Genomic DNA, 25,916 nt, shown 5'->3' on the forward strand with positions numbered 1-25,916 from the left:
GACCTCTCGATGATCAGCAAGCGATACATCGTCAAGCGGCTGCTGTTGTTGATCCCAGTGTTGCTCGGAGTGGCGACGCTGGTGTTTTCTATCCTGCAACTCTCTCCCGGGAACCCCGCGCGGGTTATCGCTGGCGAGCGCGCCAGTGAGGCGGCCGTCCGGGAGATAGAACGCCGGCTCGGCCTCAACGACCCGATATGGGTGCAGTACGGCAGGTTCCTCTGGGACCTCCTTCACCTCGACCTGGGCGAGTCGTACGTTTACCGCCGCGGACAGCCGGTTGCAGGTCTCCTGCGCTGGAAGTTCCCGATCACGATGGAACTCGCCGTGTTCGGCCAGCTAGCCGGGATACTCTTCGGTATCCCGATCGGGATCATCAGCGCCGTCAAGCAGGACTCTCTCACCGACCATCTCAGCCGTTTCGGCGCACTCACCGGTATCAGCGTCCCGATATTCTGGAGCGGTCCGCTGTTGATCCTGTTGTTCTCGGTCACCCTCGGCTGGTTCCCGACGAGCACCAGGATCGGCTCCGAGTACACCGCTCCCCAGGTGACGGGACTGTTGACTGTTGACACACTGTTGCTCGGCCAGTACGAGGCGTTCATCTCGGCGGTACATCACCTGTTCCTGCCGTCGCTCGTCATCGGGGTCTACTCGATGGCGCTCATCTCCCGGATGATGCGTTCCTCGATGCTCGAAGTCATACGGAAAGATTACATCCGGACCGCTCGGGCGAAGGGCCAGGGCGCGAAGATCACCCTGATGAAACACGGGTTCCGAAACGCGCTCATCCCCGTCGTCACCGTCATCGGCATCCAGTTCGGGAGCCTGCTCGGCGGTGCGGTACTGACCGAGACGGTGTTCGCGATACCCGGCGTCGGAAAACTGCTTGTCACGGTGATCCAGGACGGTGACTATCCGGTCGTGCAGGGGATCGTTCTGGTGTTCGCAGTCGTCTTCACGCTGGTGAACCTTCTCGTCGACCTGACGTACTCCTATCTCGACCCGAGGATCGAACAATGAGCACGGAAACCGAAACAGCTGCCGAGGAACGCGCGAGCCGCAGTCTGCTGGACCGGCTGCGCGCCTCTCCGTTCCTCTCAGAACTCCTGTCGAACCGCCTGGCCGTTTTCGGCCTCACACTCATCGTCACGATGGCCGTGATGGCCGTCTACGCCCGGTTGTTCCTCGACCCGGAGGCTCTCGCTCACACCGAACTCGGCACGAACCCGAGCCTTGCCGGTCCCTGTGGCGATCCGACGGTCCTGGGTGCGCTACAGAACTTCGGTTCCTGTCAGTTCCCGTTCGGCACTGACTTACAGGCGCGGGACCTCTTCCTTCGGACCGTCTACGGGGCGTGGCTGGCGATGAAGTACGGCACTATCATCGTTGTCGCCTCGACGACGTTTGGGGTCGGTCTCGGCATCATCGCGGCCTACTACGGCGGGTGGATCGACAACGTCATCATGCGCACGATGGACGTTCTGCTCGCGTTCCCGTCGCTGTTGCTGGCGCTCGCGCTGGTCGCCATCTTCGGGGTCGGTCTCTGGAAGGCAGTCATCGCGCTGACGCTCGTCTACACGCCCCGCTTCGCCCGCGTCGTCCGCGGCGCGGCACTGAAGGTGCTCGAAGACGAGTACATCGACGCCACGGAGGCGCTGGGGGCGCGGGACGGCCGCGTCCTCCTCCGACACGTGTTACCGAACTCGCTCGCGCCGATCACCGTCCAGAGCACGCTGAACTTCGGGCTGGCGATCATCGACCTCGCCGCCCTCTCGTTCCTCGGTTTCGGTGCCCAGGCCGGTACGCCGTCCTGGGGGCTGATGTTGACGAACGGCGTCGACAACGGTCTGCTCACCGGGCAGTGGTGGTGGTCTTTCTTCCCCGGTCTGTTCCTCGCGGTAACCGTCCTGGGGTTCAATCTACTCGGCGACGGTATGCGCGACGCGCTGGACCCGCGGATGCGTGAGACGGTCGACTGACCGTGTCACTCTCCGTTCCGGACCAGATACGTGCGCCCGGCCGCCGTCTCGCCACGGCGGCGCTCGCGGGTGCGATAGCGGGCGGTGTCGCCGTCGCCGTGTTCACCGTCGACGGCGACTTCCGAACGGCGACCGAGCAGGTGTTCTCGCTCGGCGCACTGGCGTTCGGCCTCGGACTGCTCGGCTGGTCCGGGTCAGTTATGGCCGGCACCGGTATCGAGAACATGCAACGCTACATGAAGACGAGGTCCAACTGGACGGAGGCCGACTCCCGTCGGGCGATGACCCGACTCATCGGGTTCGGCCTCGGCGTGATGCTGGTCGCGTCCGTGTCGACGGTCGGCCTGTGACGGTCCGTTCGTACCGGGCCGACCCGACTACCGACCGCGAGTCCCGCTACCGAAGCCGGTCAGTGCCAAAGGTTTTTCACCGAAGCCACGACCAACGCGCGGCGTGACCTGACTCCCGCCCCGCGACGGTTCGCGATTGCGCGACACGTCGTCGTGGGGATCCGAAGTGTCGTCTGTTCGCTACGCGCGTACGTTCTCTCCGACTCCCTCTCCGAACGCCTCTCCGTCTCGGGTGTCGTAAACTACCTCACCGCGTACCAGCGTGAGTTCCGGGAACACGCCTTGCCGGCCCTCGAACGGCGTCCAGCCGCACTTTGAATGGAGGTCGTCTCCCTGTATCTCGTGGACGTCGTCCGGGTCGAAGAGCACGAGGTCGGCGTCCCGTCCCGCCTCGATGCGGCCTTTGTTCGGCAGGTCGAAGATCTCGGCGGGGTTGGCCGCGGTCAGGTCGCGAACGCGCTCGTAGGAGAAACGACCCTGTCGAGCCTCCTCCAGCAGGAGCGGGAGCATCGTCTCGACGCCGGGAACGCCGCTCGGGGCGTTCCAGATGCTCGCGTCTTTCTCCTCGCGGGTGTGCGGTGCGTGGTCCGTCGCTATCACGTCGACAGTGCCGTCCGCGACGCGGTCGTACACCGCCTCGCGGCGCTGTTCGCTCCGTAGCGGCGGGTTCATTCGACCGAACGTGCCCAGATCCGGCAAGTCATCACGCGAGAGAAAGAGATGGTGGGGTGTCACCTCGCAGGTAACGCCGGCGTCGCTGGCGGCGTCGATGCCCTCGGGCGTGCTGGTGTGTGCGATGTGGAGGTCGGCTGCCGCGTCCGCGCCGACTTCGACCGCGCGTTCGACCGCGGCCGCCTCGGCTTCGGCGGTCCGGTAGGCGCTCCAGGCGTCCGCGTCGTCGCGGTCCTTCGCCGCCTCGGTAAAGAGAGTCGCGTCCTCGGCGTGGACCGTCACGCTCACGTCCTCTCGGCCCGCCCGCTCGACGGCGTCGGCGAACCGTTCCGCGTCGATCCCCATGTCACCGGTCGAGTCCGCGAGAAACACCTCGCCGAGGGCGAACAGTCGGCGCGAAAACAGCGAGTCGGGGTCCCAGTCCGGCGTGACGCCGCCGTTGATTCCGTAGTCGACGAGCGACGCGTCGGCGAGGGCAGCCTTCTCGTCGAACGTGTCGCCGGTGACGGTCGGCGGATCAGTGTTCGGCTGGTCGACGACGGTGGTTACGCCACCCGCAGCGGCGCTCTTGCTGCCCGTCTCCCACGTCTCCTTGTGCGCGAACCCGGGCTGGCGGAAGTGAACGTGTACGTCGATAGCGCCCGGAAACAGGCGCTTTCCGGTCGCATCGATGTCCGCGTCTCCGAGGTTCTCGCCGACCTTGACAACCGTCTCGTCTTCGACGCGAACGTCTCGTCGCCGACCGTCCGGCAGGGTTGCGTTCCCGATGAGCATGTTCTGTCGGTCGGGGCCCACGGAGAAGGGTTCTCCGGTACGCTGCGGTGGCTCTGTGGGACAGTAGCACTCGAACTCGGCGGTAGCGGACGTAGCCCTCGGTCAGTTCACGCGCTCGACGGTCGCGTCGGCCTCCCCGACGAACGCGCGCTCTATCGCTTGCCGGACCGCCGCGGGATCGTCGTTCCCGCCGGAACGGGCCACGCTACCGACCGAGTCGGGGTCGAACGAGAGGCCGAGAGCCTCGTACACGTCCGCAAGCACGGCGGCGAGCGTCTCCCGTTCATCGACGATGACGACGCCGGCGGTGAGCGCGGCGTCGCTCCGAACGCGCTGGGCGATGCCGACGATCTTCCCGTCGCTCTGCAGCGAGTGCGTTCCGGGACAGAAGGCTTGGTCTGGTTCGCCGCGCTCGGCGTCGACGCCGACATCGCGGAGCGCTCGTTCGACGGCGGCCGTGGCACGCTCGTATCGGCCGTCCAGTCCCTCGCGGAAGTCCGCGACCGGTTCCGCGAACGCGAACGCAAGTGTCGTGTCGGCGTACGCCACGGCACGGCCGCCGACGCTGCGGTCGACCGGTGGGAACCCGTGGTCACGCGCCGCGTCGCGGGCCGCTTCGTACCCGTCTTCGCCGGAATCGCGGCGACCGAACGCCACCTGTCGATGTGGGTGCCACACTCGCACCGCCGGGACGCGGTCGTCGCCGACGGTCGCCAGCATCTCGGCCGTGACGTCGCGGTCCGCGCCGACTGTCGCGGCGCGGCCCCGAAGTACGCGCATACCGGACCGTGGACCCGAGGCGACTAAACGCCACGGCTCCAAGGTGAGCGTAATGGTCGTCACGTTATCGGAGCCCGTTCTCTCCCGGTACCCCCGGTTCTCGCTGTACAACTCGCCGTACGACGCCCACGACGAGGGCTGCGCTATCGACCTCTATCCGGAGACGAACGACGCGCCGAGTCCCGTCGCCGGCGAGGTTATTTCGACGCGAACCGTGACCGCGCCGGAGAAACCGTACGCCGTCGAACACGACCACCTGATCCTGATAGACCAGGGCGACCGGGTCGCCAGGGTTCTCCACGTCGACCCGGCGGTCGCGCACGGCGACGAGGTGGCGGTCGGCGACTCGCTCGGCGAGATGGTGCGTTCCGGGTTCTTCGCGCCCTGGGTCGACAACCACGTCCACCTGGGCTTTCGCGACCCCGACGCGAACCTGTACCGGGCATCGGGATCGATGCCCGTATCGGTCGATGTCGAACTCCGCGGGCTCACATGGGACGGCACCGGGACCGTCGTCGAGACGGGCGAAACGTACGCGGTCCTCGACGCGCCGACTCACCCGGCTCCCGGCGAGTGCTTCGCCGGGATCGGTGCAGGCGCTCCGCCGGATGGCGAACCGTGCGTTCTCGACGGCGGCCTCCCACACTATTCGGGCGGAGGCGTTCTCGGGAACGGTGACTGCGAACGCCCGGTGTCGCTTTGCGGGTCCCGCGTCGGCGTCGCGGACGGTCGAACTGTCGATTGGGGCGATGTCACGGTCGTGGCGAACGGCGACCCGATAACGGGGCTCTCGCTGTTTCTCGCGAGAGACGGCGACTTCGGAGCGAAACTCGTCTGTCCGAACGCCGTATTCCACGAGGGAGAACGCGTGACCGTCGAGATCCGGCGCTGAGTAGAGTCGGCCGCCATCGATATACGGGGGCGGGTCATGCTTTTCCCACGTTGCTGATCGTGTACTCGCTTCCGATGACGGCTCTGCTTGCAGGGACACTCGTGGCCGGGGTGTTAGCGAGTAGTCTCGCCGCGCTCGCCTGGCGTCGGCGCGAGCATCCGGGAGGGCGTTTCTTCGCCGCGATGATGGCGGTGAACGCGCTCTGGCTTTTCGGGTTCGCCGTCGAACTCACTGCGACCGATGCGTCGTCGGCGCTTCCCTGGTTCCGCTGGCGCTCGGCCGTTATCGCGTTCGTCCCAGCGCTGTGGGCGCTGTTTACCCTGGAGTACGCTGACTACGGCGAGTGGGTGTCCCTTCGCGCGGTCACCGTCGTCACTGCTCCAGCGGCTCTCACGGCCGCGCTCTCGTTCACTAACCCCGTCCACGAACTGTTCTGGTCGGAGCCCTCACTGGTCGTGGAGGGGCCGTTCCGTCTTCTCGTCGTCCAGTTCGCTACCGGTTGGTGGGTGAGCGTCGCCGTCAGCTATCTCCTCGTCACGGCCGGCATGATCCTGATCGCGGGCATCGCCGTCCAGTCGACGGGCCTCTACCGGAAGCAGTCGCTGCTCGTTCTCGGGGCGGCCGTAGTACCCGCGCTCACAAACGCGGCGTACCACGTCGGCGCGTCGCCGGTTCCGCATCTCGATATGACCCCGTTCGGCTTCGTGATCAACGGGTTCGTGGTGTTCTGGGCGCTGTACGACTACCGACTGTTCGACCTCTCGCCGGTTGCCCGCTCGGCGGTCGTCGACCGAATGGACGACCCGATGGTCGCCGTCGACGGTAACGGACACGTCGTCGACGTCAATCCGACCGCTCGGGACCTGTCCGCCGTTCCCGACCCGCTCGGTCGCAAGTTCTCCGAGTCGTTCCCCGAGGTATCGGACTCCGTCGATATCGTCGCGAGTACGATGACAGACGAGGTGGTGTACGACGGTGACGGAGACAGGCAGTACTTCGAACCCCGGGTGACGCCGCTCGGCGACCAGCAGGGAGCCGTCATCGTCCTTCGAGACGTAACCTTGCGCCGCGAGCGGGAGCGATCCCTGGAGGCGATCCAGGCCGCCAGTCGCGACCTGATGCGCGCCGAGACGCCGGACGCCGTCGCCGAGCGGACCGTCAGGGCCGTCCGCGATGTCCTCGACCTGGAACACGCCGCGGTTCATCTGGAAGAAAACGGCGAGCTACGCCCGATCGCTCACACCGACGCGGTCGTGGACCTCTACGACCCGGTGCCCGCCTTCGATGTCGGTGAGGGATTACAGGGGACGGTGTTCGAGACCAGCGAACCGCTCGTGTACCGAGACGTCCGGGGGAAAGACGTACTCCGCGACGAGTCGACGCCGTTTCGGGGGGTCGCTGTGTTCCCCTTGGGCGACCGTGGAACGCTCAGTGCCGCGGCGACTACCCCGTTCGAGCACGACGAGACGCTCGTCCGGCTCACGTCCCTGCTTTCAGCCAACGCGGCGGCCGCGCTGACCCGCGCCGAACGCGAATCGGAGCTCCGGGAGCGCGAGCGCGAACTGGCGCGACAGAACGAGCAACTGGACGAGTTCGCGAGCGTCGTCAGTCACGACCTCCGGAACCCGCTCACCGTCGCTGACGGGTATCTGGAGAAGGCCCGTGAGGAGGGTGATGTCGGGGCGCTAGACCGAGTGGAGTCAGCGATCGACAGGATGGATCGACTGACCGACGAACTCCTCGAACTCGCTCGGAACGGTCGCGTCGTCACCGACCCGTCGCCGGTGTCGCTGTCCGATCTGGCCGCTGAAGCCTGGAAGAACGTCGACACGGGCGACGCGTGCCTCGACGTTCGAACCGACGCGGTCATCCGAGCCGACCGCCCCCGTCTGTTGCAACTGTTCGAGAACCTGTTCCGGAACAGTATCGAGCACGGCTCGACTAACAGCTGGACACAGTCCGGCGACTCCGGGGAACACAGTTCGTCAGGCGACCCGAACGCTTCGTGTTCTGCTGACGCAGTCGGGGGTGCTTCGGCTGACTTCGACTCGAAACCCCCGCGAGACGCAGCCGAAACGGGGGTTTCGCCGCCCGCTGGTCGGTCCCCTCCCGGAGACGACAACTCGGACGACGAGGCCGCGACGGACTCGCCGCTTTCGGTTACTGTCGGAACGTTCGAACACGGCTTCTACGTCAGCGATACCGGGCGGGGGATCCGTCCCGAAAACCGGGAGAAGGTCCTCGAACAAGGGTTCACTACCTCTGACGACGGAACCGGGTTCGGTCTGGCGATCGTCCACGAGATAGCCGAGGCCCACGGCTGGTCGGTGCGGGTCGACGAGTCCGCCGAGCAAGGGGCTCGGTTCGAAATAGTCGGCGTCGAGTGACCGCTCAGTCGAACCCGACCGCCTCGCGCGGTTCGACCTCGCCGAACAGCCATCCGGCGTGGTCCAGCGCGTACGCACGGTGGTCCTCCTCGATGAACCCGACGGCGTCCTCGACGAGGATCGGTCGATAATCCCGTAGTCCGGCGCTTCCGGCCGTGTGAAGCACGCAGACGTTCGCCAGGGTGCCGCAGATAACGAGGTCGTCGATGCCGCGGGCGGACAGCCAGCCGTCGAGTTCCGTCCCGTGGAAGGCGTCGTAAGTGTGTTTCTCGACGACGTGGTCGTCCGCCTCGGGTGCGAGTTCCTCGACGATCTCCGTCTCCCACGACCCCTCGACGACGTGTTCGCCCCAGCGCTCGAACTCGTCGTAGTAGTGGTTGCCGTCGAACTGCTCCGGCGGGTGAACGTCGCGGGTGAACACGATTTCGGCACCCGATTCCCGCGCACGCCCGACCAGCCCGGAGATCGGTTCGATGACCTCCTCGCTCGCCGGCGCGTACAGGCTCCCGTCCGGGTGCGCGAAGCCGTTCTGCATGTCGACGACGATGACCGCCGTGGAGTCTGTATCGACGTTCATACTCGTTCGTACAGACGTGTGCCGCAAAACTGTTGTGTCAGTGTCGGGCCGTTCTTCCCACCTCTTTTTACAGTTCCGGCCGAACCGTTCGTATCGCATGCGAACGACATCTGCTCTAGTGATCGCGGCAATGGTCGTCCTGTCGGGCGTGGTCCCCGTAGCGGCGGCGGCAGCGCCCGCTGACGGACCGACCGCCGACGCCGCCCCGGCCGCCCAGTCCGCCCCGCCCGCACCGGCGACAGCGTCGACGGTACAGGACGACGACAGCGCTCCCGACGACCCTGACGAGGATGTCGTGGGGTGGGAGAACGGCTACTGGCACAACGAGAGCCTCGAACTCGACCGAAGCAACGGTCTGAACGAGAGCGAACTCGACGCGGTCGTTGCGCGGTCGATGGCCCGCGTCGAGGAGGTTCGCGACCTGGAGTTCGAGGACACCGTGCCGATCGAGGTCATCTCCCGGGAGGAGTACCGCGAGATCAACGCCGAACGGTTCGGCAACACCACCGAGAACGAGCGCCTCCACCAGAACGTGAAGTGGGAGGCGACGATGATGGTCAACGAGAACACTGACGCGCTGTCCGTGCAGCAGTCGAACTTCGGGTCGAGCGTCCTCGGGTTCTACAGCCCGGAAGAGGACCGCATGGTCATCGTCTCCGAGAACCAGACCTCCCCGCGACTGGAGGGCGAACTGACGCTGGGCCACGAACTGGTTCACGCCATCCAGGACCAGCAGTTCAACCTCTCGTCGATCCGCGCGAACACGACCGACGGGAGCAACGCCAACAACGGCCTCATCGAGGGCGACGCGAGTTACGTCGAGTACCGCTACGAACAGCGTTGCGGCGAGGAGTGGGACTGCCTCGAACAGCGCGAGGGGTCCGGTGGCGGTGAACTGGCCAACTTCGGGCTCTACCTCGTCTCGTATCAGCCGTACAGCGACGGTGCGTCCTTCGTCCAGCACCACTATCAGACGGGTGACTGGGAGAGCGTCAACGCGATGTACGACGCGACGCCCCAGAGCACGGAGCAGGTGATCCACCCCGAACGGTACATGGACGACGAACCGACACAAGTGACCGTCGAGGACCGCAGCGGCGACGAGTGGCGCGTCCCCGAAATCGAAGACGGGATCGATTACGCGTCGTTCGGCGAGGCTGGAATGATGTCGATGTTCGTCTACCCCGCCTACGACTCCACCCCGAACGACTACCTGATATCTCAACGTGAGTTCGTTAACGTGGAGGGCGGACAGGTCGCTTCCCTCGACCCGCTGAACTTCAGCCACCCGTACACCGAGGGCTGGGACGGTGACCGCCTCGTTCCGTACGTCACTGACGACTCCACCGAGACGAACGAGACGGGGTACGTCTGGGCGTCCGTCTGGGACTCCGAGCAGGACGCCGAGGAGTTCGTCGAAGGGTACGAGCGCCTCCTCGACTACCACGGTGCCCAGGCCGTCGACGGCTACGACGGCGTCTACCGCGTCCCCGACGACGAGGAGTTCGGCGACGCGTTCTACGTCGAACAGCGCGGCGACCGAGTCGTCATCGTCAACGCGCCGACGCTCGACGAACTGAACGGCGTCGACGCGGAGGCCCCCGACGTGAGCGAATCCGACCTCGACGCTGGCGGTTCCGACGACGAAACGACTACGAACGGTTCGAACAACGCCGACGGCGACGGGTCCAACGAGATGGACAGCGACGCCACGGAGGAGGAAGACGACTCCGACACCGACGGAACGCCCGGATTCGGCGTGGGCGCGGCCCTCGCCGCACTCTTCGCGTCGACACTGCTCGCCCGCCGCCGGACGTAACGGGCGGCTCTCCGGCCAGAGACGGTTCTTTGCGACCGGTCCGAAAAACCACCTTTTATTTCGCCGGAGTGCTCCCTAGTCACGATGCGATTCCCGGCCCTCGCCGTCGTCTGTCTCCTCGTCGTCGCCGGCTGTGTAGCACCGCCCGGAAGCGATGTCCCCGACACACCGCCGGGATACGACGAGGACCCGACCGGATGGGAGGGCGGGTACTGGTACGACGACAACGTTTCCGTCGACGCGAGTGACGGGATGGACCGGACGGAGCGTCGGGCGGTGACCTCTCGTGCGATGGCGCGGATCGAACGCATCCGCAACCTGGAGTACGACCGCTCGGTGTCGGTCGAGGTGATCTCCCGCGACCGGTTCCGCGAACGCGGCGGCATCGGCCGGGGGTACACAGAGTGGGACGACCAGGTGTGGGAGGCGACGTTCCTCGTCGGCGAGAACACCGACGCCGACGACGCGTTCGGCGAGGTGTACGGGGGAAGCGTCGTCGGCTACTACGTCGACGACAGCATCGTCCTCGTCGCGGACGACCCCGACGAGGTGTCGGTGGACCGGCCGACGCTGGTCCACGAACTCACCCACGCACTGCAGGCCCAGCAACTCAGTCTCGGAACGCCGACGAGCACGCACGACGCCGGCATCGCCGCGAACGGCCTCGTCGAAGGGGACGCGAACTACGTGATGGACCGGTACGAGGGGCGCTGCGGTTCGGAGTGGGACTGCGCCGGCAGCGGCCGGGCGAGCACCGAGCGGTCGTACAACCGCGGGCTCTTCCTCGTCGTCTTCTTCCCCTACTCCGACGGCCCCGAGTTCGTCGGGCAACTGCGCGACCGCGGCGGCTGGGACTCGGTCGACGACGCGTACGACGATTTCCCCGAGAGCTCAGAGCAGATAATCCATCCGGAACGCTATCCCGACGAGTCGCCCGCGAACGTGACGGTTCCCGACCGCTCGTCGGCCGAGTGGGAGCGGTTCGGTGACGGGACCGAAACCGTCGGCGAAGCGACGCTGTACGCTACTTTCTGGCACAACGATATCGTCCCTGAAGACCACCTCTACTCCGACGAGCGGCGGTACAACTACTCTCATCCGATCACGGACGGCTGGGCGGGCGACACGCTCGTACCGTATCGGAGCGGCGATTCGTTCGGCTACGTGTTCGGGACGCGGTGGGACACGGACGCGGACGCCCGCGAGTTCCACGAGGCGTACGTGGAACTGCTCGACGAACGCGGTGCCGAACGCGTCAGTGCGGACACTTACCGGATCCCCGAGAGCGACTCGTTCGGCGACGCGTTCCGGGTCGTCCGGGACGGTCGGACCGTCCGAATAGTGAACGCGCCGACGGTCGAGGCGCTCGAAAGCGTCCACGAGCCCCGCTCCTGAGCGGTGTTTACGGTCAGGCGCTGCCTCTGAGACGCAATGGGTGCCTTTTTCGATATCGACGGGAAAAACCCGGTATGACGAACCCGTTCGACACGGTGTCGTCCGACGACATCCTCGACGGCACCGCGACGGACGCCTACTTCGAGCGGACGGAACGGACGCTCGAACACGCGGGCCGGAACCCCCGCGTGGTCGCCGAGGTGACGGCGGACCAGTTCCCGACCGGCGAGTTCGAGGCCTTCGCCGGCGTGAAAGATGTCGCGCATCTCTTCGAGGGGACCGACGTCGACGTAGACGCGCTGACCGAGGGACGCCTGTTCGACGGCGGCCCGGTCCTCCGGATCGAGGGGAACTATCTGGAGTTCGCGCGCTTCGAGACCTCGCTTCTCGGCTTTCTCTCGCAGGCCAGCGCCTTCACGACCAAGGCGCTCCGGGCGCGACAGGCCGCGCCGGAATCGCTGGTTCTCTCGTTCGGCGCGCGTCACGTCCATCCGACGATCACGCCCGTCGTCGAGCGCGCCGGGCTCCTCGCCGGTCTCGACGGCTTTTCTCACGTCGCGGCCGGGCAGGTGCTGGGACGGGAGGCCGGCGGGACGATGCCCCACGCCCTGCTACTCTGTTTCGGCCGCGGAAACCAGGAAGCGGCGTGGGCCGCGTTCGACGAGGCCGTCGGCGAGGACGTGCCCCGGGTCGCGCTCTGTGACACGTTCACCGACGAGAAAGACGAGACGCTCCGCGCGGCGGAGACGCTCGGCGACGCCCTAGATAGCGTGCGTCTCGATACGACCGGCTCGCGTCGCGGCGACTTCCGGCACATCGTCCGCGAGGTGCGCTGGGAACTGGACGCGCGCGGCTACGACGACGTGGGGATCTTCCTCTCCGGCGGTCTGACACCCGTCGAACTTCGAAACCTCCGCGACGTGGCCGACGGGTTCGGCGTCGGCAGTTACGTCACCGACGCCGACCCTCTGGATTTCGGCCTCGACATCATCCAGATCGACGGCGAACCTATCGCCAAACGCGGCAAACTCTCCGGCGTGAAAGAGGTCTACCGGACCCCGGACGGCGGCCATCACGTCGGACTCGCGGACCGCGACGGCCCCGACGACGGCGAGAAACTCCTGAAACCGCTCGTCCGGGACGGTGAGATCGTCCGTGAGTTCGACATCGACGAGGCGGCGGCGCAGACGGCGGCGGACGCCGCGAAAGTCGGGTTCGAGTAGCGGAACCATACCGTCGGCGAGGGATGCACTCGCGAGTAAGCAGCGCAAACCGCTCGGCCAAAAACGCTCGTCTTACAGCTCTTCGATGCTTCCTTCTGGCTCGCGCTCGCGGAAGATCTGGCCCTCGAACAGCGTCACGACGATGTCTTCGTCCTGCCAGGCGTTCGGACGGAGACCGGCCTTGCGGCAGACGCGGGCGAGATATTCGCTCTCCGACCAGTTGTTCTCGACGGGGACGGTGGGGTAGAGCCAGCCGCTGTCGCCGCCGGCGTCGACTGCGACGCCGTGGGTTCCGAGCTCCATGTCTGCGACCGGGTCGTCGGTCAGGACGACGTTACAGACCGCACAGACGGAGACTGTGAGATTCGACAGCTCCGCCGGCGTCACTTCCGAGCCGCACGAATCGTCGCTCGCGGCGCGGATAGACGAGTCGACGATGACGTGGCCGAGTTGGTCGTCCCCCTGATAGCCGCCGGAACAGCCCCGGAGACTTCCCCTCCCCCGCGTCGACTCCAGACGGATGAACGCGCCGGTGCGAGCGTAAAACGCGTCTCGCATGCTTCCCGGGTGCTCGCGTTGTCCGTTACGGACGTACGATTCGACGGCTTCTCGCGCCAGTTCGACCGCTCGCGCGCCGTCTTCGTACGATAGATCGACGCTCTGTACTTGTGACATACACAGTTCAAGGGCGTTGATACCCTTCAACCCTTCCCTTCCAATGGTACGAACTCACATAATTTGGACTTTTTGCGGCCTGAAACGCTTCTCTACGCCGCACCGGTACTGTCGGTCATTGCCCCAGTTACGCTGAATCGAAGGTGGCTGCTACCGGTTGTAGGACGCGCTTACCAGCGGATTCGAAGGGCGTTACGATCCAGCTAACCGAACAACTTAAACGCGGGACGGGGCTATATTTCAGTGGTAGAGAGAGCCCGGCCGCCGCGACGCCCGGGTCGGCAACGACCCGAGTGCTCAACGCGGGCCGCCCTTCGGGGCGGTTCGCGCCCGCGAGGAAAGTCCCCCCACCGTCCGGGCAGGTGACCGGACGCAAGTCCGGAGCGGGAGACCGCTGGCACTGGAACAGAAACGACACGTCTCCGCCGAACCGATGAGGTGCGCGAACCCGACCGAAAGGAACGGGAGTTGACCCACCGAGGGATACGCGGTCGCATTGCGACCGCAGTCTCCGAAGCGGCAGTAGCCGCTGACGAACGAGGGGAGGTACTTCCCCGACGGCGGAGGACCGATGGAACGGCGAATCCTCACCGGTGCAAGTCCGTACGACAGGTAGTCCGGACACAGGTACGGACGCTCAGCCGAATGCAGGGTCGAAACAGAAGGGGGCTTACTCCTCTCTGCCAGCATTCATATCTAACGGAGACAACGTTCATAACGGAGAGTCGTCTACGTGGTTTCGATGCGTCGCGCCTGCCTCGTTGCACTACTGGTCGTCGTCGCCGGATGTAGCGTCGGCCTCGACGACGTGAGCGACGCGGCCGACCCGATGACCGGGTCCGGGTCGCCGTGGGACGACGACGAGCTAGTCGTTGCCATCGACAGCGGCGGGGGCGACCGGGAGTACCGGCCGCTGGTGCGCGAGGCGCTTTCGTACTGGGAGGGCGAGGGCGGACAGTACGCCGCGTACGAGGCGGCGTTCGTTCTCGACCCGAACGCCACGGATCCGGATGTCGTCGTCACGTTCGTCGACGATGTCGACGAATGCGGCGACGTCGACGACGCCGCCGGGTGTGCGCCGCGGCTCTCGTCCAACAGCCGAGTCGACCCGCCCGTCGCCGTCGAGGTGGAGGCGAACCTCTCGGACGAATCGACCGTGATCGTGACGAAACACGAGTTCGGACACGTGCTGGGGCTCTCTCACGACGACGATCCGCAGTCGATAATGGCCCACAGTACGGACCTCACGACGGAACCGCAACCAAACGCTACCGAGCGGGTGCTCCCGTGGCAAAACGAGTCCCTCTCCGTCGCTGTCGATGTCTCGAACGCCTCGAACCCGTCCGGTGCGCAGGATCAGGTGCGGCACGCGCTCGACTACTACGGGGACAGCGCTGACGGGACCGTGCCGGAGAACGTTTCCTTCCGCGTCGTCGAGAATCGGTCCGCTGCGGACGTCGTGATCACTTACGTCGAGACACTCCCCTGTCAGGGCGACGTGGGCTCCTGTGCGTCCCGTTCCGGCGTCGACCCCGACGGCGACGGTGCGGCCGAACGGTACGACAGCCTAGAGATCACCGTCGCCGGAGTAGACACTGCCGCCGTCGGCTGGCACGTCGGCTACTGGCTCGGTTACGGGTTCGGTCACACGTCGGAATACGACTGGGCGCAGCCGTTCCGCGACGCCGACGCGGAGGACCGCCGGAGCGAGTGGTGGCGATAGGCTGTTTGTGACACTGTCCCGGTGCTACTCGCCAGTTCGACGTAGCGACTGTGTGCTCGTGATCACACCGACAGTAAACCCAACGAACGACCCTCTGGGCGTCGTACATCGCCCGTGTCGACTGCACGCTCCGTCATCGGCCTCGCCAGCGACCGAAACCTGACGTTCCTCGCGGCGGGGATCGCCTACTACGCGTTCGTTTCGCTGATCCCGCTGATGCTGTTGGCCATAGCGGTCGCATCGTTCGTCGGGGGACAGGCATTGGCTGACCGCGTCGTCAACATGCTCAGCCAACAGCTTTCGTCGGCGGGGCAAGATATCATCACGAACACGCTGACGAACACGACCGGTCGAGGTGCCGCCGGTATCGTCGGGTTCATCGCGCTGACCTGGAGCGCCCTGAAACTGTTTCGGGGGCTCGACCAGGCGTTCGACGAACTGTACGAGGACGATATGGAAGCTTCGCTCCCCGAACAGGTCCGCGACGCGCTCGTAGTGGTCGTCGGTATCGCGCTCGCCGTCGGACTCGTGATCGGCGTCGGTGTCGCATTTTCCTTACTGAACCTGCAGATCCCGTTTATCAACGTCGTCGGGACGCTGGTCCTGATACTCGTACTCGTGGTCGCGTTTCTGCCGATCTACTACGTCCTTCCGCCCGTGGACGTGTCGCTGCGAGAGGTTCTCCCGGGGACGGTCGTCGCCGCCGTCGGCTGGGTCCTCCTGCAGGTCGGGTTCCGGATCTACGCGGCCAACGCCGGGCGCTATCAGGCCTACGGCGTCATCGGGGCCGTGTTGCTTTTCGTCACGTGGCTGTACTTCGCCGCTATCGTCGTTCTGATCGGCGCGGCGGTCAACGCCGTCCGGCGGGGACCGAAAACGAAGGCGGCGTAGCCTCTCCTCGTGCTCCGTTCGCGCGGGGCTACTCCTCGAACCCGTCTTCCCATCTGAAGGTGCCGTTGCGCTGGACGACCTCGCCGTCGACCTCCAGCCGCGACTCCTCGCTCATGTCGGTGATCATGTCGGTGTGGACGGCGCTTTCGTTGCCGGACTCGCCCTCAGGAAGGTTGCTGTCGTAGGCGCGGCCGAGAGCCAGATGGACGGTGTCGCCCATCTTCTCGTCGAACAGGATGTTGTCGGTGACGCGGTCGATGCCGCGGTTCATCCCGATGCCGAGTTCGCCGAGACGGCGCGACCCCTCGTCCGCCTCGACGATGTCGCCGACTACGTCCTCGCCCTGCGCGGCGGCGTAGTCGACGACCTCGCCGTCCTCGAACACGAGGCGCACGTCGCGGACCGCGGTTCCGCGGAGCGTCATCGGCACGTCGAACAGCACCTCGCCCTCCGTCTCGTACGGCGCGGTGAACACCTCGCCGCTCGGAAGGTTGTGGGAGTCGTACGCGACGGATGCGGCGCTGTTGACGGCGGTGCGTCCCTCGATAGACATCGTGAGGTCGGTGTCTTCTTTGACCAGACGGACCTCGCTCCCGTCGTCGAGGACCTCCTTCATCTTCGCCATCTCGCCGGCTAGTTCCTCCCAGTCGCGGAGCACGGCGTCGTAGACGAAGTCCCGGTACTCCTCGAACGCCATCCCCGCCTGCTGGGCCAGCGACCGCGTGGGGTGGGCCGTCGACACCCAGTCGGAGTCCATGTACGCCTCGCGGACGCCCTCCTTTGCCTTCCGGTTCGCCTGCCGTCGCTCGCTCGGCACGTCAGCGGTGCCGGCGGTGTTTCGCCCGCCGCCGAGCGAGAGGACGGCGTCGGCGTTTCGGAGGAGTTCGAGTTCGTGGTCGGGGTTCTCGTCGAACTCGTCGTCGTGGGCGCGGAGGTACGCCCGCATCACCTCGCCGGAACTGTACAGCGTCACGAGGTTTGCGCCTCTCTCGCCGAGTTTCTCCGCGACGGCGACTGCCAGTTCGTGGGCGTCCGGTCCGACGTTGACCACGACGTCGTCTCCCTCCTCGATCTGCGCGCTCCAGTCGACGAGCACCTCGGCGTGCTCTGACACTCTGTCGTCCATACCAGTCCATCGCACAGCGGGACAAAAGGATCCGCGGATCCATGGTGAGAGAACGACCGCTCCTCGACCACCACCCGACCTCATGTCGTCTCCGCGTTCCTTCGCGAGTTAGATAGCGACGTTCCCGCACTTCCCGGTCGTCGAGCCGTCGCACTCCTCAGCGGTCAGAGAGGCCCTGTCGAGTACGTCGGCGGAAGCCAGCGGTCGTCCGTCGGACGAGGAAACTCGAAACGAGCGGAACGTTTTATACTACCGAGACGTACGGTACCGATAGACTATGACAAACCTTGTCAAGAACGTCGGCGAAGTGGCCGCCAACCGCCCGGAGGGAACGGCCGTCCACTTCGACGGGAGCGACGTTAGCTACGGCGCGCTCTGGCAACGAACGGGCCAGTTCGCCCAGGCGCTGGCCGACTGCGGGATCGGTCCTGGCGACAGCGTGGCCGTCTACCTACCGAACCTGCCGCAGTTCGTCACCGCGTTCCACGGGACGCTCCGCGCCGGCGGCGTCGTCGTGCCGATGAACCCGCAGTACAAGTCCAGAGAGATACGACACCTGCTGGACGACAGCGGTGCCGAGGTGGTCGTCGCGCTCGCAGACCTCGTCCCGTTCGTCGAGGAGGTGCGTGACGATACCGACGTGGAACACGTCGTGACCGTCGGCGGGGACGCGGACGCGGGAACGAAGTTCGAGTCGTTTCTCGCCGAGGAACCGCACGACGTCGTCGACCGCGATGGCGACGACATCGCGGTACAGCCGTACACGAGCGGAACGACCGGTCGTCCGAAGGGCGTCCAGTTGACTCACCGAAACCTCGAATCGAACGCCGAGATGGCCGCCGGGCTCGTCCCGGGGGGGATCGGTCCCGACGACAGGCAACTCGGCGTCCTCCCGCTGTTTCACATCTACGGGATGACGGTCGTGATGAACGCGACGCTGTTCGGCGGCGGCGCGTACTATCCGCTTCCGGAGTGGGACGCCCAGCAGGCCGTTGGCCTGATCCAGTCGGCCGACCTGACGCTGATGCACGGCGTGCCGGCGATGTACAACGACCTCGTCAACCAGCCCGACGCCGAGTCGTTCGACCTCTCGTCGCTCCGCCTCTGCGGCGTCGGCGGTGCCGGCATCCCCGTCGAAGTGCTCCGTCGCTTCGAGGAACTGTTCGACGCGACGATATACGAGGGGTACGGTCTCACCGAGACGAGTCCGGTCACACACTTCAACACCCCCGACGCCGGTCGTCGCGTCGGCAGCATCGGCAAGACGTTACCCGACGTCGACGCGAAGGTCGTCACGGAGGAGTTCGAGACAGTGGCCCCCGTCGAAAAAGGTCCCGTCGACGAGGCGGCGGTGGACCTCGACGACATCACCGGCGAACTGGTCGTCGACGGCCCGAACGTGATGAAGGGGTATTCGGGTCTCCCGGAGGCGAACGAGGCGGCGTTTACCGAGCGAGACGGCCACCGCTGGTTCCACACCGGCGACGTGGCGTATCACGACGAGGATGGCTACTACTACATCGTCGACCGCGAGAAACACGTCATCGTCAGCGGCGGCTACAACGTCTATCCGCGGGAGATAGAGGAACTACTGTTCGAACACGACGCGGTCGCCGACGCCGCCGTCGTCGGTATCCCTGACGAGCGCCGCGGTGAGACGGTCAAGGCGTTCGTAGTCCCGACGCCGGACGCCGACGTGACTGAGGACGAGATCAAGCAGTACTGTCTCGATAGGATGGCCGAGTACAAACACCCCCGCGAGGTCGAGTTCGTCGACGAACTCCCGCGGACGACCACCGGAAAGGTCCAGAAGTTCGAACTCCGCGAAGAAGAGTGAACGCTACGGGCCGCCGAACACGCCCGCGTACAGGGAACGAGTCACAGCCGGAACCGGCGAAGGGACCGACTCACCGGTCCAGTGACTGGTCACCGACGACCTCCGCGGCCCTGACGGCGAGCAGCGGCAGGCCGACGAAGACGTTCGCGCCGCCGAGCGCGAGCACGACAGCGAGGCCGGCGGGGTGGTCGGGGAGGACGGCGACTGCGACCGCCACGGCGAACGCGGTGGCGGCAGCGCCGACCAACAGCGCGGCGACCAGCGCCGCGGCGAGGGCGGCGTCGGCCAGGCCCAGTGCGCGGCGCGCGGCCGGTGCTACGCGGCCGACGGCGGTTGCGGCCGCCGCGTTCGCGTGATTTGCAAACGATTCGTCGTCGCGTCGGGAGCGATACCCGACGACTGCGTGGACTAGTTTCTCTAACATTGGTCCGAATCCGAAAGCGGTTATCGAGCGATGCGTCGTGGGTCGGGGACTCCGCGAGCGGTGTGTCGGCGGTCGTGCCGGCGTCTCCCCGACGATCAGGCGGTTTCGACCTCGACGGTCGACACCTCGTCTACGCCGAACCCGTCGGCGAGCGTCTCGCGGAGGCCCGCGGCGTCGGTCCCGGTCGAGTCGTCCGGGTCGAACCGCAGGCGGACGGCGACGCCGACCTGGAGGTCGTTCAGCGTCGGAGTGACACCGGTCAGACCCTCCACGTCGGCGCGAACGACGCCGTCGACCCGTTCGAGGACGGTTTCGGCGTCTCGCTCCAGCCGTTCGCCGTCGCGGGGTACTCGAAGTTCGAGTTCGGCGGTGGCGGTCACCGTGGGAGTTCTCTGTGCTTGCATGAGGCCCCTGGCGCGAATCGAACGCGCCCGTCGCGCGGAGCGACGGTCCGGGACCGCGGCGACGCGCCGCGGCAGGGGTGGGCAGATGCTGTCGGTCGGAGGGCAGTGACGCCTCTACCAGGTGCCGGAGCGCCCGCAACGAGCGTCGCCGCGGAACGGGCGACAGCCGCTCGGGAGCGTCAGCGGGGCACGGGCAGGGTCGCGGACGGCCCACGACCGTAGCCATCATCGGGTGCCCGGCGCTCGCCGGTACACTGTCGGACGTAGCCATCGGGGATCCGCCGGGCCGTGGCGGCGGACCCGCGGAAACGGGGGCGCTGACAGTGTGGAATCGCCGAAAGTGACGGAGAGTCGGAGAACCGTGCTCGGCCCCGACGTCCGTCAGGGACAGACCCCTCCGCGGAAACGTAGAGCCCCGGAGAAACGGTCCGCCCCTCGGCGACGCCTTTACGCGGCGAGGGTTTCGGACCGAGCACGTGGGTGAGTCACGGTTGCGCACCCATCACGGCCCGCCTCGCCGCCGTTGCCGGCGACGGCCGAGAAGGCATACCCGGCGGGAACGGACTCACCGCTCGTCTTGCGAGCGACGGTCCGGGATGGAAGTGCGATGATCATGTGATCTCACCCGTCTTCGCCCGGAGAACCGGGCTGATGACGTATGTACTCCTGTGAACGGTTGGTAAATTAAAACTATCGCCGGTGTGTGAGTGGATCACAACCAAGTATTATAATCCGAACACATGATCGACTCTCTGCGGATTACCAACAGTGAGTGATCCCTCTCGTCACGGTCGTTACCGGGCGGCCGCGAACGCCGGTACACGCCGCCGGCAACTGGCGCGCGCCCCGCCACGCTCTCTGTCCGGCACGGACCGCAGAGGGCAACGTCGCCGGATGCGTCTCACGCTAACAGGGACGGACCGGCGTGAGTCGCCTCGCTCGCACTCGCTCTACAGATAGCCCTCGTCCTTCAGATTCTCCATGATGTCGTCCACGAACGACTCGGCCGACTCGTACGGGAAGTCACCGCCGGGGATCTTCGTGTTCAGTTCCATGGCCGTCATTGAGAAGTCGCCGGATTCGAACTTCGTCCCCGGACCGTTCGGGAGTGCGGGAACGAGGTCCATCGGACTGGAGATGGGGTAGTCTGCGCCCTCGAAGGCGTCTATCATCTGCTGTCGGATCTCGGTCTCGTCTGCCATGGCCAACCCTTGTCGGGCATAAATATTAAATTTTGGTGTAGTTTCCTCGACTGATAGCCGTCTCGCCCCGCGATGAGAAAGCCGCGACGTGTTCCCGTGGCGCGCTGACGGACCTGCGTCTACGGAACCCAGTCCGTAACGTCTCGTTCACGTCGCTCCGGCGCCCGTCTCCCCGTCGCTAATCGTCCAGATGCCACAGACCAGACCGAAGTACGCTAATCCGCCCGCGAGGATCGCCGCCCCGAAATGGTAATCGGACGAGAGGCCCTCTGCGATCGAGAGGACTCCGAACACTGTCACTGCAACGAAAACGGTGCTCGGAGTTCCGCCGGACGCGCTCGCCAACCGGCGAATATCCGGACGGAGGACGACTGCGCTCCCGACGGCGTACACCTGACCGATCCCTGCAAGGAGAAGTGCGGAATCGGTAAGCGTGGCGGCGAAGACAGTGATCGCCCCGGAAATGACAAGTGCTAGCGCATACCGCGTCAAGCGGCGCATGTCGTGGAATTGATGGTCCGTTCGAATAGGTTTTTTGCTACGCCTAAACTCGCGAAAACCGTGGCGTACCACCGATGTCGGGCCGGAAAGTGTCGAGAACTGTTGGATCAGTTATCCACAGCGGCCGTCTAAGCTCCCGATGTGCGCGCGTTCGTTGTCCTGAACGTTCGTCAGATTGTTCGCATGTGTATCCCACCCATTCGAGACACCGAGTTCTACGACCGGGTTCGTAAACACCCATCCCTTGTCCTGGTCCCAGGGTGACACGGTGTATTTAGCGCCAGTGGCTATCGACAACAGCGTGCCGGCGACGATGCCCGCGAGACCGCTCACCCATCATGCCCAGCGGCGCGGGGCTTTTCGACAGGGAGGACGTACAGTGTCGTATGGACGACGACGAAATCGTCTCGGTCGCTCGCGCCCTCGTCGGGGCCGACCACGCGGTGGCGCTGACGGGGGCCGGCGTCAGCACCGCGTCCGGCATCCCGGATTTCCGCGGCGACGGCGGTCTCTGGGAACGCTACGACGAGAACGACTTCCACGTCCAGCGATTTCGCGCCAATCCCGGTCCGTTCTGGACGGACTGGGTAGACCTGCACGCGGAGTTAGCCGGCGACGCCGACCCGAACGCCGCCCACGAGTCGCTTGCAGACCTCGAAGCCCGGGGTGATCTCGACGCCGTCGTCACGCAGAACGTCGACGGCCTCCACCAGCGTGCGGGGTCGGGCCGCGTCGTCGAACTCCACGGCAACGGCGACCGCGCCGTCTGTCGGAACTGCGACGCGACGGTCGACGCGAACGAGGTGATAGCGCGCGTCCGCGACGGCGAAACGCCGCCGCGATGTGACTGCGGCGGTATCTTCAAACCAGACACCGTCCTCTTCGGCGAGCGCCTGCCGGAGACGGCGCTGTCGGCGGCGCAGATGCACGCGAGGCGGTGCGACGTGATGGTCGTCGCGGGCACGTCGCTGACGGTCGAACCGTCGGCCAGCATGCCGCGGCGGGCGGCGGAACGCGGCGCGACGCTTGCGGTCGTCAACGACGAACCGACGTCCGCAGCGAACCGCGCGGACTACGTCTTCAGAGGCGACGTGACCGACGTTCTTCCGGCAATACGGGACGCTATCGACGGAGATAGCGACGACGGCGGTGCTATCAGATAGAAACGGTCCGGGTCAGTCCATCGCCGCGGCGAGTTTCTCGATCGGATGCGCGGGCGACTCACCGCCCTGGCGGTCCCCGAGTTGCGTGCGACAGGACGCGCCGGGGGCGACGACTTCGTCCCCGTCGCTCTCGTCGACCTGCTCGAAGAGGATCGACCCGATCGCCTGACTCATCGAGTAGTGTTCTGCCTCGTAGCCGAACGACCCGGCCATGCCGCAACAGGTCGAATCCAGCGGGTCGACGTCGTAGCCCGCCCGGCGCAGGACGGCGACGGCGTGGTGGTCTTTCTTCGTCGCCTTCTGATGACAGTGACCGTGGTAGGTGAGCGCGCCGCTCGCGTTCGCGTCGAGACGCTCGTCCAGACGGAACGCGTCGAGATATTCGCAGACCCCGTAGGTGTTCCCGGCGACCTTCTCGGCGTCTCTCCCCGAATTCAGGTCGAGGTAATCGGACTGGAGCATGACGGCGTCGGACGGTTCGACGACGACCACGTCCCATCCCGTCTCGACGGCCGGCACGAGTTCGGCGACGTTCTCGCGGGCCGTCTCGCGGGACGCGTCGAGAAACCCCTTCGAGTGCGCGGGGCGGCCGCTGTCGGTGCTCTCTGCTAGTTCGACGTGGACGTCCGCGGCTTCGAGCACTCGGACGGCCGCCTTGCCGCGTTCGGGGTAGCTGTAGTTCGTGTACGTGTCCGGCAGGAGGATCACCCGGCGGTCGGCCTCGCCTTCGGCGACCGTCGACCCCCCGCGGTCCTCGAACCAGTCCCGCACCGTCTCCCGGCGGAACGTCGGCAGTTCCCGCTCGCGAGCGATACCGACTGTCTTCTCCATCAGGAGGCGCGCACCCGGCAGTTTCGGGAGCCAGTTCGACACGGGCGCGGTGGCGCTTCCGAGCGCCGAGAGCGCGTCGATGTTGGCGAACAACTTCTCCCGGAGGCTCGCACCCGTTCGCTCGTGGCGCTGATGCGTGACCTCGGCTTTCAGCTTCGCCATGTCGACCTCGCTCGGGCAGTCTTTCGCACAGCCCTTGCAGCCGATACAGAGGTCGAGCACTTCGTCGAGAAACTCCTCGGAGAGATGGGCTTGCTCCACTCCATCAGCGGCCCTCCCCGTCCGCTCCGCGGCGGCGTTCGCCGCCCCGAGACCGCCGCTCATCGCCTGTCGGAGCATGTTCGCCCGGCCGCGAGTACTCAGTATCTCCTCGTCTTCGGCGCGGTAGGTCGGACACATCACGCCGCCGGTGGTGTCCTGTCCGCCCCGACAGCCGCCGCAGCCGTGACACAGCTCCGCCATCCCCTGAAACCCGTTGTCGTTGTTCCAGTTCAGGTCGGGGTCGAAGCCGGCGTCGAACTCGTACTCCGCGTCGTAGCGGAGGTTCTCCGTCATGTCGTGGTCGCCGCAGACGGTGCCCGGATTCAGGATCCAGTCCGGGTCGAACGCGGATTTGAGGTCGCGGAACGTCTCCCAGAGCGCCTCGCCGTACAGCTTTCTGTTCCACTGCGTCCGGGCGCGCCCGTCGCCGTGCTCGCCGGATACGCTGCCGCCGTACTCCACGACGAGGTCCGTCACGTCGTCCGCGATGGCCTCCATCGTCTCGGCCCCCATCTCGGATTTGGTGTTTATCAGCGGCCGGATGTGGAGCACGCCGGGGCCGGCGTGGGCGTAGAAACTGGCGAACGTGTCGTGGTCCTCGAGGACCGCCCGAAACTCCTCGACGTACTCCGGCAGATGCTCCGGCGGGACGGCGCAGTCCTCGATGAACGAGACGTGCTTCTCGTCGGTCGTCCGCGACAGCAGGATCGGGAGGCCGGACTTTCGGAGCTTCCAGAACAGCGCGCGCTGGTCGGCGTCGTGGGCTTCGAGGGCGGCGACGGCGGGGGTACTCTCGGTGGCCGGCGCACCGTCCGGCACCGCGCCCTCGACGCCATTCCCCGGTACGCGGTCGGAGAGGAGTTCGGCTACCCTCTCGCGCCCCTCGGCGTCGTTCTCTGCGTAAAACTCCACGAGCAGTACGGAGTCGGTCCCCTCGGGCAGCATCGCGACCACGTCCTCGAACTCGGCCGTTTCGCGCGCCAGGTCGATCAGTACGTCGTCGACCAGTTCGACGGCGGCGGGGTCGTGTTCCAGGATCGGTTCGACGTCTGCCATCGCGTCGACGACGCTCCCGTAGGAGAGCAACGCCATCGATTTCGTCTCCGGAATCGGCTCAAGCGCCACCTCGACCTCGGTGACGACGGCCAGCGTCCCCTCGCTGCCGGCGAGCAGTTTAGCGAGGTTGACGGTGCCGTCCTCGGATGCCTCTAGCAGCGCGTTCAGATTGTATCCGGAGACGTTGCGCTTGAGTTCGGGGTACCGGGCCTCGATCTCGTCGGACTCCTCGTCCAGTATCCGGGCGACTTCGGCGTAGATACGCGCTTCGAGACCGTCGTCGCCGGCGCGTTCGTGGAGTTCGTCGACGCTCACCTCGCCGAACGCCGTCACGGTACCGTCCGCGAGAACGACCTCGCAGGACTCGACGTAGGCGTCGGTCTTGCCGTACTGCAGAGAGTGCGCGCCGGTCGAATTGTTGCCGACGGCACCGCCGACGGCGCTCTTGTCGCCCCACGCGGGGTCAGGCGCGAACTTCAGGTCGTGCGGTTCGAGTTCGGCGTTCAGGTCGGCGAGGACCGCGCCCGGTTGCACCCGCGCCCGGCGGGCGTCCGGGTCGACCTCGACGACGGCGTCCATGTGGCGGGTGAAATCCAGAACGACGGCCTCGTTGACGGTCTGTCCGGCGAGGCTGGTGCCGCCGCCGCGGGGGAGGACCGGTATCTCTCGCAGGCCGCAGTACTCCACGACTGCGGCCACGTCGTCGGGCGCGGCCGGGTAGACGACGCCGATCGGCGTGACCTCGTAAGCGCTCGCGTCGGTGGCGTACAGCTGACGGCTGTACTCGTCGAAGCGAACTTCGCCGACGACTATCGATTCGAGGTCGTCGACGAGGCCGGGTCGGTCGACGTCGCCGCCCTGGTAGTCGTAGTCCGCACGGTCGTCCGCGTCGGGATAGGCCGTGCTCGTTCGGGGGTCGCCGTGACTCGCAGTCACGAGCGGCCACCTCTACGCCGTGAACACGCCACTCG

At 66.2% G+C, this 25,916-nt stretch carries 24 protein-coding genes and 1 other RNA gene; 13 read left to right on the plus strand and 12 right to left on the minus strand.

The genetic code is table 11. The features are described 5' to 3' along the window. Positions 1 to 9 precede the first annotated feature (9 nt). Genes SM753_RS10035 through SM753_RS10045 form a run of 3 tightly spaced genes read left to right on the plus strand, consistent with a single transcriptional unit; the run spans position 10 to position 2,332 of the window. A complete protein-coding gene (locus SM753_RS10035; RefSeq protein WP_138796547.1) occupies positions 10 to 1,023 on the plus strand; it encodes an ABC transporter permease in 1,014 nt (337 codons plus the stop codon). Continuing rightward, complete coding sequence (locus SM753_RS10040; RefSeq protein ID WP_323191492.1) at positions 1,020 to 1,982, plus strand: ABC transporter permease; 963 nt, start codon at positions 1,020 to 1,022, stop codon at positions 1,980 to 1,982. The genes SM753_RS10035 and SM753_RS10040 overlap by 4 nt, the downstream gene beginning before the upstream one ends. 2 nt (positions 1,983 to 1,984) lie before the next feature. Continuing rightward, positions 1,985 to 2,332 (plus strand): hypothetical protein, encoded by a 348-nt coding sequence (locus SM753_RS10045; protein WP_323191493.1) that lies wholly within the window; start codon positions 1,985 to 1,987, stop codon positions 2,330 to 2,332. Between the two features lie 180 nt (positions 2,333 to 2,512). On the opposite strand, the gene SM753_RS10050 is transcribed toward SM753_RS10045, so the two are convergent. Together SM753_RS10050 and SM753_RS10055 are read right to left on the minus strand one after the other, a co-directional pair. Beyond that, the gene (locus SM753_RS10050; RefSeq protein ID WP_323192076.1) at positions 2,513 to 3,778 is read right to left on the minus strand and encodes a dihydroorotase; all 1,266 of its coding nucleotides are present in this window, start codon (positions 3,776 to 3,778) and stop codon (positions 2,513 to 2,515) included. 102 nt (positions 3,779 to 3,880) lie between these two features. Continuing rightward, positions 3,881 to 4,558, minus strand: a complete 678-nt coding sequence (locus SM753_RS10055) for a lipoate--protein ligase family protein (protein ID WP_323191494.1) — start codon at positions 4,556 to 4,558, stop codon at positions 3,881 to 3,883. Positions 4,559 to 4,610: 52 nt separating this feature from the next. Between SM753_RS10055 and SM753_RS10060 the strand changes: the two genes are divergently transcribed. Continuing rightward, on the plus strand, positions 4,611 to 5,450 hold the full coding sequence (locus SM753_RS10060; RefSeq protein WP_323191495.1) for a hypothetical protein: 840 nt from the start codon (positions 4,611 to 4,613) through the stop codon (positions 5,448 to 5,450). Positions 5,451 to 5,524: 74 nt separating this feature from the next. Next, on the plus strand, positions 5,525 to 7,837 hold the full coding sequence (locus tag SM753_RS10065; protein WP_323191496.1) for a histidine kinase N-terminal 7TM domain-containing protein: 2,313 nt from the start codon (positions 5,525 to 5,527) through the stop codon (positions 7,835 to 7,837). A gap of 4 nt (positions 7,838 to 7,841) precedes the next feature. Here the strand turns inward: SM753_RS10065 and SM753_RS10070 are convergent, their stop codons facing one another. Beyond that, positions 7,842 to 8,414 carry an isochorismatase family cysteine hydrolase gene (locus SM753_RS10070; protein WP_323191497.1) on the minus strand — a complete coding sequence of 191 codons (573 nt, stop codon included), beginning with the start codon at positions 8,412 to 8,414 and terminating at the stop codon, positions 7,842 to 7,844. Between the two features lie 97 nt (positions 8,415 to 8,511). Here SM753_RS10070 and SM753_RS10075 point away from each other — a divergent pair, with 97 nt between their 5' ends. From SM753_RS10075 to SM753_RS10085, 3 genes are all read left to right on the plus strand, one after another. Next, positions 8,512 to 10,233: an Hvo_1808 family surface protein gene (locus SM753_RS10075; RefSeq protein ID WP_323191498.1), complete on the plus strand. Its 1,722-nt coding sequence runs from the start codon at positions 8,512 to 8,514 to the stop codon at positions 10,231 to 10,233. An 84-nt stretch (positions 10,234 to 10,317) separates the two neighbouring features. Further along, positions 10,318 to 11,628 carry an Hvo_1808 family surface protein gene (locus SM753_RS10080; RefSeq protein ID WP_323191499.1) on the plus strand — a complete coding sequence of 437 codons (1,311 nt, stop codon included), beginning with the start codon at positions 10,318 to 10,320 and terminating at the stop codon, positions 11,626 to 11,628. 74 nt (positions 11,629 to 11,702) lie between these two features. Continuing rightward, positions 11,703 to 12,851 (plus strand): nicotinate phosphoribosyltransferase, encoded by a 1,149-nt coding sequence (locus SM753_RS10085; protein WP_323191500.1) that lies wholly within the window; start codon positions 11,703 to 11,705, stop codon positions 12,849 to 12,851. A 72-nt stretch (positions 12,852 to 12,923) separates the two neighbouring features. On the opposite strand, the gene SM753_RS10090 is transcribed toward SM753_RS10085, so the two are convergent. Next, entirely contained in the window at positions 12,924 to 13,526 is a 603-nt protein-coding gene (locus SM753_RS10090; protein ID WP_323191501.1) for a TIGR00296 family protein, read from the minus strand. Between the two features lie 245 nt (positions 13,527 to 13,771). Between SM753_RS10090 and rnpB the strand changes: the two genes are divergently transcribed. From rnpB to SM753_RS10105, 3 genes are all read left to right on the plus strand, one after another. Beyond that, positions 13,772 to 14,211, plus strand: an RNA gene (rnpB, locus tag SM753_RS10095) — RNase P RNA component. A 57-nt stretch (positions 14,212 to 14,268) separates the two neighbouring features. Then, on the plus strand, positions 14,269 to 15,249 hold the full coding sequence (locus SM753_RS10100) for a matrixin family metalloprotease (protein WP_323191502.1): 981 nt from the start codon (positions 14,269 to 14,271) through the stop codon (positions 15,247 to 15,249). A gap of 114 nt (positions 15,250 to 15,363) precedes the next feature. Beyond that, complete coding sequence (locus SM753_RS10105) at positions 15,364 to 16,140, plus strand: YihY/virulence factor BrkB family protein (protein WP_323191503.1); 777 nt, start codon at positions 15,364 to 15,366, stop codon at positions 16,138 to 16,140. Between the two features lie 28 nt (positions 16,141 to 16,168). On the opposite strand, the gene SM753_RS10110 is transcribed toward SM753_RS10105, so the two are convergent. Further along, positions 16,169 to 17,266 (minus strand): aminopeptidase, encoded by a 1,098-nt coding sequence (locus SM753_RS10110; RefSeq protein WP_323191504.1) that lies wholly within the window; start codon positions 17,264 to 17,266, stop codon positions 16,169 to 16,171. Positions 17,267 to 17,543: 277 nt separating this feature from the next. Here SM753_RS10110 and SM753_RS10115 point away from each other — a divergent pair, with 277 nt between their 5' ends. Beyond that, positions 17,544 to 19,103: a long-chain fatty acid--CoA ligase gene (locus SM753_RS10115; RefSeq protein ID WP_323191505.1), complete on the plus strand. Its 1,560-nt coding sequence runs from the start codon at positions 17,544 to 17,546 to the stop codon at positions 19,101 to 19,103. A gap of 70 nt (positions 19,104 to 19,173) precedes the next feature. Here SM753_RS10115 and SM753_RS10120 read toward each other — a convergent pair whose 3' ends face one another. From SM753_RS10120 to SM753_RS10145, 6 genes are all read right to left on the minus strand, one after another. After that, complete coding sequence (locus SM753_RS10120; RefSeq protein WP_323191506.1) at positions 19,174 to 19,527, minus strand: hypothetical protein; 354 nt, start codon at positions 19,525 to 19,527, stop codon at positions 19,174 to 19,176. Between the two features lie 95 nt (positions 19,528 to 19,622). Further along, positions 19,623 to 19,931 carry a hypothetical protein gene (locus tag SM753_RS10125; protein WP_323191507.1) on the minus strand — a complete coding sequence of 103 codons (309 nt, stop codon included), beginning with the start codon at positions 19,929 to 19,931 and terminating at the stop codon, positions 19,623 to 19,625. 447 nt (positions 19,932 to 20,378) lie between these two features. Then, positions 20,379 to 20,546 carry a hypothetical protein gene (locus SM753_RS10130; protein WP_323191508.1) on the minus strand — a complete coding sequence of 56 codons (168 nt, stop codon included), beginning with the start codon at positions 20,544 to 20,546 and terminating at the stop codon, positions 20,379 to 20,381. Between the two features lie 335 nt (positions 20,547 to 20,881). Next, positions 20,882 to 21,133 carry an MTH865 family protein gene (locus SM753_RS10135; RefSeq protein WP_323191509.1) on the minus strand — a complete coding sequence of 84 codons (252 nt, stop codon included), beginning with the start codon at positions 21,131 to 21,133 and terminating at the stop codon, positions 20,882 to 20,884. Between the two features lie 147 nt (positions 21,134 to 21,280). Then, entirely contained in the window at positions 21,281 to 21,634 is a 354-nt protein-coding gene (locus tag SM753_RS10140) for a hypothetical protein (RefSeq protein ID WP_323191510.1), read from the minus strand. A 111-nt stretch (positions 21,635 to 21,745) separates the two neighbouring features. Further along, positions 21,746 to 21,967 (minus strand): hypothetical protein, encoded by a 222-nt coding sequence (locus SM753_RS10145; protein ID WP_323191511.1) that lies wholly within the window; start codon positions 21,965 to 21,967, stop codon positions 21,746 to 21,748. Positions 21,968 to 22,020: 53 nt separating this feature from the next. On the opposite strand from SM753_RS10145, the gene SM753_RS10150 reads away from it, so the two are divergent. Further along, positions 22,021 to 22,797 (plus strand): Sir2 family NAD-dependent protein deacetylase, encoded by a 777-nt coding sequence (locus tag SM753_RS10150; RefSeq protein ID WP_323191512.1) that lies wholly within the window; start codon positions 22,021 to 22,023, stop codon positions 22,795 to 22,797. Between the two features lie 12 nt (positions 22,798 to 22,809). Here the strand turns inward: SM753_RS10150 and SM753_RS10155 are convergent, their stop codons facing one another. Beyond that, entirely contained in the window at positions 22,810 to 25,881 is a 3,072-nt protein-coding gene (locus SM753_RS10155) for an FAD-linked oxidase C-terminal domain-containing protein (protein WP_323191513.1), read from the minus strand. Positions 25,882 to 25,916 lie beyond the last annotated feature (35 nt).

Origin of the sequence: Halostella sp. PRR32 (assembly GCF_034808085.1) — an archaeon.
Classification (GTDB): Archaea; Halobacteriota; Halobacteria; order Halobacteriales; family Natronoarchaeaceae; genus Halostella; species Halostella pelagica.

Coding starts and splice junctions, on each gene's coding strand:
- SM753_RS10035 (WP_138796547.1), top strand. CDS start 10: ATGATCAGCAAGCGATACATCGTCAAGCGGCTGCTGTTGTTGATCCCA.
- SM753_RS10040 (WP_323191492.1), top strand. CDS start 1,020: ATGAGCACGGAAACCGAAACAGCTGCCGAGGAACGCGCGAGCCGCAGT.
- SM753_RS10050 (WP_323192076.1), bottom strand. CDS start 3,778: ATGCTCATCGGGAACGCAACCCTGCCGGACGGTCGGCGACGAGACGTT.
- SM753_RS10055 (WP_323191494.1), bottom strand. CDS start 4,558: ATGCGCGTACTTCGGGGCCGCGCCGCGACAGTCGGCGCGGACCGCGAC.
- SM753_RS10060 (WP_323191495.1), top strand. CDS start 4,611: ATGGTCGTCACGTTATCGGAGCCCGTTCTCTCCCGGTACCCCCGGTTC.
- SM753_RS10065 (WP_323191496.1), top strand. CDS start 5,525: ATGACGGCTCTGCTTGCAGGGACACTCGTGGCCGGGGTGTTAGCGAGT.
- SM753_RS10070 (WP_323191497.1), bottom strand. CDS start 8,414: ATGAACGTCGATACAGACTCCACGGCGGTCATCGTCGTCGACATGCAG.
- SM753_RS10075 (WP_323191498.1), top strand. CDS start 8,512: ATGCGAACGACATCTGCTCTAGTGATCGCGGCAATGGTCGTCCTGTCG.
- SM753_RS10080 (WP_323191499.1), top strand. CDS start 10,318: ATGCGATTCCCGGCCCTCGCCGTCGTCTGTCTCCTCGTCGTCGCCGGC.
- SM753_RS10085 (WP_323191500.1), top strand. CDS start 11,703: ATGACGAACCCGTTCGACACGGTGTCGTCCGACGACATCCTCGACGGC.
- SM753_RS10090 (WP_323191501.1), bottom strand. CDS start 13,526: ATGTCACAAGTACAGAGCGTCGATCTATCGTACGAAGACGGCGCGCGA.
- SM753_RS10100 (WP_323191502.1), top strand. CDS start 14,269: ATGCGTCGCGCCTGCCTCGTTGCACTACTGGTCGTCGTCGCCGGATGT.
- SM753_RS10110 (WP_323191504.1), bottom strand. CDS start 17,266: ATGGACGACAGAGTGTCAGAGCACGCCGAGGTGCTCGTCGACTGGAGC.
- SM753_RS10115 (WP_323191505.1), top strand. CDS start 17,544: ATGACAAACCTTGTCAAGAACGTCGGCGAAGTGGCCGCCAACCGCCCG.
- SM753_RS10120 (WP_323191506.1), bottom strand. CDS start 19,527: ATGTTAGAGAAACTAGTCCACGCAGTCGTCGGGTATCGCTCCCGACGC.
- SM753_RS10125 (WP_323191507.1), bottom strand. CDS start 19,931: ATGCAAGCACAGAGAACTCCCACGGTGACCGCCACCGCCGAACTCGAA.
- SM753_RS10130 (WP_323191508.1), bottom strand. CDS start 20,546: ATGATCATCGCACTTCCATCCCGGACCGTCGCTCGCAAGACGAGCGGT.
- SM753_RS10135 (WP_323191509.1), bottom strand. CDS start 21,133: ATGGCAGACGAGACCGAGATCCGACAGCAGATGATAGACGCCTTCGAG.
- SM753_RS10140 (WP_323191510.1), bottom strand. CDS start 21,634: ATGCGCCGCTTGACGCGGTATGCGCTAGCACTTGTCATTTCCGGGGCG.
- SM753_RS10150 (WP_323191512.1), top strand. CDS start 22,021: ATGGACGACGACGAAATCGTCTCGGTCGCTCGCGCCCTCGTCGGGGCC.